The organism is bacterium, assembly GCA_030685015.1.
In the GTDB taxonomy this organism is placed as follows: domain Bacteria; phylum CAIWAD01; class CAIWAD01; order CAIWAD01; family CAIWAD01; genus CAIWAD01.
In genome coordinates this window covers 1-6,772 of sequence record JAUXWS010000103.1, presented here as the reverse complement: position 1 = coordinate 6,772, position 6,772 = coordinate 1, and the positions used below count along the sequence as shown (strand labels likewise).

The window sequence follows — 6,772 nt, the reverse complement described above, 5'->3', positions numbered from 1 at the left end:
CCGGCCCGCCGCGCGGTGGGGCGCCCGGGTCCGGGCCAGGCCGCTGCCCGGCCGCAGCATGCTCAAGCCTTTCCTGCGCATGTTTTTCATGGCCTGTCCGTCATGGTCCGGGTCCCTCCCCTCTCCCAGCCCGCCCCCATCACCGGCCGCCGCGGATGGCGCGGTCCAGCGTCTCCACCACATGGCGCACCTGGCGGGTGGCGAAGCGGTAGCTGAGCTGGGCGCGGGCCAGCTCGGTCATTTCGCGGTCGATGTCCACGCCGTTGTGCCCGTTGAAGTAGTCCGCCTCCTGCTCCACCACCAGCTCGGCCTCCACCGCCTGGGCGGCCGAGGGATGGGGCAGGTGGTCGGGATGGGTGCGGGCCAGCCCCTCGCCCTTCTTCTCCAGGGCCTGGGCCAGTTGCTCCTCGAAGTGCACGCTGCGCCGCTGGTAGCCGTCGGTCTCGATGTTGGCCAGGTTGTTGGCGATGGCCTTCTGCCGCAGGGCATAGGCGTCCAGGCCCGAATGCATGATGGGCAGCAGGGTGCGCGCGAAGAGCAGGTTGTCGGAAATGGAAGCCATGGTCCTCCCGATGATGGCACTGGGGCCTTCGGCAAGTTCCGTGCCACGCCGCCGACGGGAAGCCAAGTGCTTGATCCAGCTTGTAAAGTCCAAGTCCGGGAGTGGCGAAGTCCAACGTGGGCGGGGGAAGTGGGAACTTTCTGCCGACCTGATCCGGGGGTTCAGACCAGACGGGGCAGGCGGACGCGGAAGGTGCTGCCCCGCTCCAGTTCGCTCTCCACCAGGATCTCCCCCCCGGCCGCCTCCACCATGGACTTGGTGATGGCCAGGCCCAGGCCCGTGCCCTGGGTGGTGTGGCGCCTGCTCTGGGGCGTGCGGTAGAACTCGGAGAAGAGGCGGGGCAGCTGGTCGGGGGCGATGCCGATGCCCTCGTCGGACACCCAGACCTCGACCTGGGGCGGCCGGTCCTCCGCGGCGGGCAGGGTCAGGCCGACGCGGACCACGCCGCCGGGGCGCGAGTACTTGAGCGCGTTGGTGAGCAGGTTCTCGAAAATGCGGCGCAGGCGCTCCGGATCGCCGCTGACGTGGACCGACCGGCCTTCGGTCCATTGGCGCTCCAGGCGCAGTCCCGCCTCGGCGGCATGCGCCTCCAGATCCTCCATCAGGCCGGCCAGCAGGCCGCCCAGCTCCACCCGGCGCACCGGGCGGGAGGGCTCGCGGCGCTGCTCGGCCAGATCCAGCAATTCGCCGATGAGACCGGTGAGGCCCTTCAGGCGGCTGCTGATCCGCTGGTGGATGCCGCGCGCGGGGGCCGGCAGCTCCGCGCCGTGGCTGAGTTCGAGGGCGCTCAGCATGGACTGGGCGGCGGCGATGGGGGAGCGCAGTTCGTGGCCCATGGTGTGCATGAGGCGGATGCGCTCCTCGCTGATGCGCAGGATGTCCTGGTTGGCCTTCTCCAGCCGTCGCCGGATGCGCAGGGCCTCCGCCTCCCGGCGCCGCAGGCCGCGCATGACCGCCCCCAGGAGGAAGGCCATCACCGCCAGGGTGGAGAAATGCCAGAAGGAGACGTGCAGGATGTAGGACCAGCTGCGCTGGTTGGCCGGGTTGGTCAGGCCGCTCAGCTGCACCGGCTCGAGGATGCCGGTGGCCTCGGCGGCGAAGAGCAGGCTGAGCGCCGCCACGATGAAAGCGAGGGCGAGCACGGTGAAGCCGGGGCTGAGGAAGACGGCGCTGAGGGCCAGGTGGAAAATGAAGAAGTGCAGCAGCGGGCTTTCGATCCCGCCCGTGTGGTGGATGATGAAGAGGAGCACGAGCCAGTCGGCCAGCACCTGCGCCTGGATGAGGATCTGCACCAGCGGTTTCTTGCGCTCTTCGGGCAGGCGGGCCACCCGGGCGTTGATGACGTGGACCAGCAGGTTGAAGAGGGCGGCCAGCGAGGCGATCTGGAGGAAGGGCGCCAGTTCGAGGTCGGGGAAGAAGCGGCCGCCCACCCAGGCGCCCACCACGATACTGAAAACGAAAAAGCAGCGCATGCCGATGAGCCAGGCCACCCTGGCCAGCGTGGCGCTCTCCAGGGGGGTACGGACCACCGCGAGTGAGGCAGGGGTCATGAGCATTCCCGTTCCAGTTGTGAACAAGTTAAGATGGTCACAGGCCCATTCCAACCGGTTGACCCTGCCTCGCGTCAGTGCCACATTCCGCCATGACGCGGACCTGCCCTTCCTCCCTCATGCGCTGGTGGATCCTGCTGGGCATCCTGGCCCTCCTCGCCTCCTCCTGCATCGACTCCCAACAAATGAAAAAAGCCTTGTCCCAGGCGGCCCGGCAAGCGGCGGCGGACGAGGATGAGGCGGATTGCCGGCGCCCCGCCCGCCGCATCGGCCAGGCCGAGGTGTCGGTGGAGGGAAGCGGGGCCGAAGCCGAGCTGCTGGATTCCCTCCTGCGCCTGGCGGCCCAGGACGTGGGCATCAACCCGAAGGAGGGCAGCGTTCAGAAGGCGATCTGGCGGGTGCGCGTGATCAAGCTCAACCTGGCGACGGCCCGCCGCAGCCTGGACAACTCGCGCCAGGAGATCTTCGGCCTGGCCGCCACCGCCGAGGAGCTGAAGGCCTTGAAGGAGCTGGACGAGCGCATGGCGGAAAGGGGCGCCGGGGAGGAGGAGCTGGTGCTGGAGCGGCGCCGCCTGCAGGACAAGGCGATCGAGCGCGCCAAGGCCGACGGCCGCCTGCAGCGCAAGGAGCTGAGCGGCGACCAGGCCAAGCGGGTGGGGCTCCTCCTCTACAACCTGGGGGTGGGCGTCGTCTGCGACAACCTGGCCATCCGCCACTCCCAGGCGGTGCTGGACGATTTCCAGCGGGTCAAGCGCCACCTCTTCGACGAGGGAGGCTGGAACGGCGCCATGGCCTGGATCGGCCTTGCCGCCTACCACAAGGAGTTCCTCGCCATTCCCGGGGACCTGGTCCACATCGGGCAGGAGGCGCCGGCCCAGCTGGCCGCCCTGGGCGCCATGATCGGCACGATCCAGGTGCTCAAGGAGAACAACGCCATCACCGAGCGCGAGGTCCGCCCCGGGGACAGCTTCGAGAGCCTCGAGGACTTCTGAGATAGTGGCGGGGCGCCCCCCCGGACCGCCCCGCCCAGCCGCTGCGCCGCTCCCGCGACGCAGGGCGATCGTCTGTTTCCCGCCCATCCGGTGGCAAGATGGAGTGGCAGCTGGTCAATCGATGGCCGGCTGGCGGGAATCAGCCGCGGCGGGGGCCGCTGACTCCCGCGCCGGCAGGTAGCGGGCGGCGGCCAGGGCCAGTTGCAGGCGGATCTCCTCGCGGAAAGCGGACGGCTCCAGCACCTCCACGTGGGCCCCCCAGCGCAGCACCCAGGCCCGCAGCTCCGGCGACAGGCCCACCGTCATGCTGAGCAGCAGGTCGCCCGACTCCTCCTCCGCCCATTCCTGGCTGGGATGCCAGACCCGTTCCTTGAGAAAGGAGGCGAGGCGGCGGTCGAAGCGCAGGCGCACGGCGCAGGGTTCGGCGTGCCAGATGCCGAAGCTGCCGTTGATGAAGTCGGCCAGGCGGAAGTCGGGCCGCCGCTCGAAAGTGGCCGGCAGCATCTCCAGGCCGCCCAGGCGCTGCAGGGCCAGATGCAGCCAGGACTGGTGGTCGGGCTGCCAGACCAGGGCGTAGATGGCGCCGGCGTGGAAGATGAGGCTGTGGGCGTGGACGGCGAAGCTCCGCGCCTGGGGGCCGTCCAGACGGCGATACTCCACCTGGCAGACGCGGCGCTCGAGAATGGCCTCCAGCAGGGCCAGCAGCAGGCCGCCCCCCTCCGCCACCTGGCCCGCCTGCTTGACGCGCACCAGCTCCGGCCCGTCCTCCAGGCCCGCCTGGGCGAAGAGGCCCTCCCAGGGCAGCAGCTGCTCCAGCTTGTCGATCAGGCCGGCCAGCACCTCGCCCATGGGGCTGCCCGCGAAATGCCCGCCGAACTGGGCCAGCACGAGGGCGGCCAGCGCCTCGTCGGTGCTGAGGCGGTGGGGCGGGATGCGCAGGGCGCCGGGCAGGCGCAGCTCCAGCTCGCCGTGGGCCGCCGTGCGCCGCTCCAGGGGAATGCCAGCCTCCTCGATGGCCGTCAGGGTGCGCAGGATGGTGCGGGGCGATTCCCGGCCGTCCAGGCGCTTCCGCAGGCCGCGGGCGGTCACCCAGCCCGAGCCGCCCAGGATCTGGAGCAGGCGCAGGGCGCGTTGAAGTCGGGGTTGGTCGGCCATGGTCCTCCCTTGATCCGTGTCTGGTCCGGGCGCGGCCGCCGCCGGCCGCCCCAATGGGTACGATCAGGGTTTGAAGAGCGGCCGGAAGGAGTCGCGCCGCTGATAGGCGACGAGCAGGCTGGCCACGACCAGGAAGAGGGCGATGGGCAGGCCCTCCGGCGCCAGGAAGATGTGGATGAGCAGGATGTTCACCACGATGGGCGCCAGGACCAGCAGCGCCAGCGGCACGAAGCGTCCCAGCACGAGGGCGAGACCGCCGAGCAGCTCGAGGGCCTTGACCGTCGGTATGAGGTAGCGCGACGCCTCCAGGCCGTCATTGAACACCTTCATGGCGCCCTCGAGGGGAGGGGGCACGATCAACTTGAACCAGTAGGTGAGGGACGCGAAGAGGAAGAGCAGGCCCATCAGCACGCGCAACACGGTCGAGGTGATTTTCATGTCGCCCTCCTTTCCACTCGTGATTCCGGTCATCAAAACGGGTTCATTGCCGGCCGGACACGGAACATCGTTGTCGTCCTCGATCCATGCGCCATGTCCTTCCGCACCACCTCCTGGGGTGGACCCGTGACGATCCGGACGCCGGCCGGCGCACCCGGGCGGGTCGCATATCACGGGCCGGCACGGATCCTTGGTCAGTCCTCCTCCATGGAAAGCAGCCAGCGCGCCGCCGGCCACCATTCCAGGCCTTCCGGCAGAAGGTCCCGGGGCGGGGTCGAGTCCAGCGTGACCAACAGGCCGCGCGCGTCCGGCTGCCGCTGTCTGGCCGACGCCAGGGCCCGCAGCTCCCGCAGCGCTGTTCCCGGATCCTGCGCATCGGCGCACACCTGGAGCAAAAGGGAAGACCGGCCCGGCGCGGTGGCGAGGAAGTCCACCTCCCAACCCTCCTCCGTGCGGAGGTAGGCGCTCTCATAGCCGCGACGCTCCAGCTCCAGCAGGACCACGCTTTCCAGCGCGTGCCCCAGGTTGGGTCGTCCGCTCCGCTCGTAGAGCTGGATCAGGCCCGTGTCCACCGGATAGATCTTGCGCGGGTTGACCATGCGCTGACGCTCGCTGGCGCTGTGCAAATGGATCGTGCGCACCAGGAATGCGTCCTCCAGGTGCGCCAGGAATGCGTGCAGCGTGTCCTTGGAGACCGGCACGCCCTGGCTCTTCAACTGGTCGTGGAACTTCTGCACGCTGAAGGTGCCGGCAGGATTGGCCAGCAGTTGCCGCTGCAGCCAGCGCAAGGGCAAGGGGTTGGAGACGGCGTGGCGCTCGATGACGTCCCGCAGCACCACCACGTCCACATGGTTCTTGAGCAAGGTCAGGCGATCCTGCTGCGCCAGTCCCTGAGCCTCGGGAAAGCCCCCCTGCCGCAGGTAGTTCCCCAGGTGATGGTCCAGGGAACTGCGTTCGGCCTGGTTCTGCCGCTCCCAGGCGATGGATGGCTCGAGGCCCGCGTGCCGCAGAGCTTCCCGGAAACTGAAAGGGTGCACCAGCACTTCCAGCGCCCGGCCCCGCAAACTGGTGGCGATCTCCCGGCTGAGCAGCTTGGACGAGGATCCTGAGACGAAGAGCTTGGCCGCTTCCGTGTCCATGAGCCGGCGGATGAAGCGCTCCCAGCCGGGCACGACCTGGATCTCGTCAAAGGCGAAGGTCACCTGCCCCGAGCCGCGCAAGGCCGGATGCTGCCGGAAGTACTCCTCCATCAGCCAGGACAGGTCGTCGGTGGACAGCCCCACCAGGCGGTCGTCCTCAAGCCCCAGGAGGACCAGTCCCTCACGCGGCGCGCCCTCCGCCAGGCGGTCGGACAGGCATTGGCTGAGCAGCGAGGTCTTGCCGCAGCGGCGCACGCCGATCACAGCCAGCGCCTTGTTGGGAACGGCCGGCAGGCGCACGTCGCGCCGGGTCAGGCCAGGCAGCGGATCGTTCAGCGCCGCCGCCAGCTTGTCACGCAGGATTTCCCGCATTTATCCCTCCTGGAAGGAGAAAATGACGAATTTTTCTCCTTTTCAAAAGGATAATTATCCACTTACATGCGCCAGCTCGCGGCCGAAGGGCGTGTAGTCCATGGGGTTCCTATGCGCCCAGCCGGCAACCGCACGATTGTGCCGTGTGAGGCCGCGTGCGCCATGGGTGCTCCCCTGCATCGTCAGGTTGCCTGGCAGGGGCCAGTGGGCACGTCGGGCCAGCCACCACCCCACTGCCAGTAATGGCGCCACCAGCAGCGGCGTCAGAAACAGCACATGGATGAAGGCAAACAGGGTGTGCATGGAGGTGGGGAGGACCACCTCCGCGCTCTTGTAAAGGGACTCAAACACTCCGCGGATCACGCCGTCGAACACGCCCAGGCTGATCCAGATGAAGAGGCAAACCACAATGGGATAGGTTAGGCCACGAGAGAGGCTCTGCTTCAGCTCAAGCACACGCTGGTAGTAGTCCAGCAGGAAGCGCGTGCAGACAGTCAGTTGGCCGGCCCGTTCACCCACGGCGACCAAGCTAAGCACCATTCCTGGCAAGGCAGGATCCGCCCG

Annotated in this window: 7 protein-coding genes; 1 reads left to right on the top strand and 6 read right to left on the bottom strand. The window is 68.7% G+C overall.

All coding sequences use genetic code 11. From position 1 onward, the window contains the following. Nucleotides 1-139: 139 nt before the first annotated feature. Nucleotides 140-562, bottom strand: a complete 423-nt coding sequence (gene flgB, locus Q8O14_15260) for a flagellar basal body rod protein FlgB (GenBank protein MDP2362086.1) — start codon at nt 560-562, stop codon at nt 140-142. A gap of 161 nt (nt 563-723) precedes the next feature. After that, nucleotides 724-2,112, bottom strand: a complete 1,389-nt coding sequence (locus Q8O14_15255; protein MDP2362085.1) for a HAMP domain-containing sensor histidine kinase — start codon at nt 2,110-2,112, stop codon at nt 724-726. A gap of 92 nt (nt 2,113-2,204) precedes the next feature. Here Q8O14_15255 and Q8O14_15250 point away from each other — a divergent pair, with 92 nt between their 5' ends. Further along, nucleotides 2,205-3,104, top strand: a complete 900-nt coding sequence (locus tag Q8O14_15250; protein ID MDP2362084.1) for a hypothetical protein — start codon at nt 2,205-2,207, stop codon at nt 3,102-3,104. Between the two features lie 114 nt (nt 3,105-3,218). On the opposite strand, the gene Q8O14_15245 is transcribed toward Q8O14_15250, so the two are convergent. The 4 genes from Q8O14_15245 to Q8O14_15230 form a co-directional block, all read right to left on the bottom strand. Further along, entirely contained in the window at nt 3,219-4,259 is a 1,041-nt protein-coding gene (locus Q8O14_15245; GenBank protein MDP2362083.1) for a WYL domain-containing protein, read from the bottom strand. A 63-nt stretch (nt 4,260-4,322) separates the two neighbouring features. After that, nucleotides 4,323-4,697, bottom strand: coding sequence for a DoxX family membrane protein (locus tag Q8O14_15240; protein ID MDP2362082.1), 375 nt, complete (start codon nt 4,695-4,697; stop codon nt 4,323-4,325). 194 nt (nt 4,698-4,891) lie between these two features. Then, nucleotides 4,892-6,208, bottom strand: a complete 1,317-nt coding sequence (locus Q8O14_15235; protein MDP2362081.1) for an ATP-binding protein — start codon at nt 6,206-6,208, stop codon at nt 4,892-4,894. Nucleotides 6,209-6,262: 54 nt separating this feature from the next. Then, nucleotides 6,263-6,772 (bottom strand): type II secretion system F family protein (locus tag Q8O14_15230; GenBank protein MDP2362080.1); only part of this gene is annotated, 510 nt, incomplete at its 5' end.

Bases quoted from the DNA above. Each gene is read 5' to 3' on its own strand.
- flgB (MDP2362086.1), bottom strand. From the start codon at position 562: ATGGCTTCCATTTCCGACAACCTGCTCTTCGCGCGCACCCTGCTGCCC.
- Q8O14_15255 (MDP2362085.1), bottom strand. From the start codon at position 2,112: ATGACCCCTGCCTCACTCGCGGTGGTCCGTACCCCCCTGGAGAGCGCC.
- Q8O14_15250 (MDP2362084.1), top strand. From the start codon at position 2,205: ATGACGCGGACCTGCCCTTCCTCCCTCATGCGCTGGTGGATCCTGCTG.
- Q8O14_15245 (MDP2362083.1), bottom strand. From the start codon at position 4,259: ATGGCCGACCAACCCCGACTTCAACGCGCCCTGCGCCTGCTCCAGATC.
- Q8O14_15240 (MDP2362082.1), bottom strand. From the start codon at position 4,697: ATGAAAATCACCTCGACCGTGTTGCGCGTGCTGATGGGCCTGCTCTTC.
- Q8O14_15235 (MDP2362081.1), bottom strand. From the start codon at position 6,208: ATGCGGGAAATCCTGCGTGACAAGCTGGCGGCGGCGCTGAACGATCCG.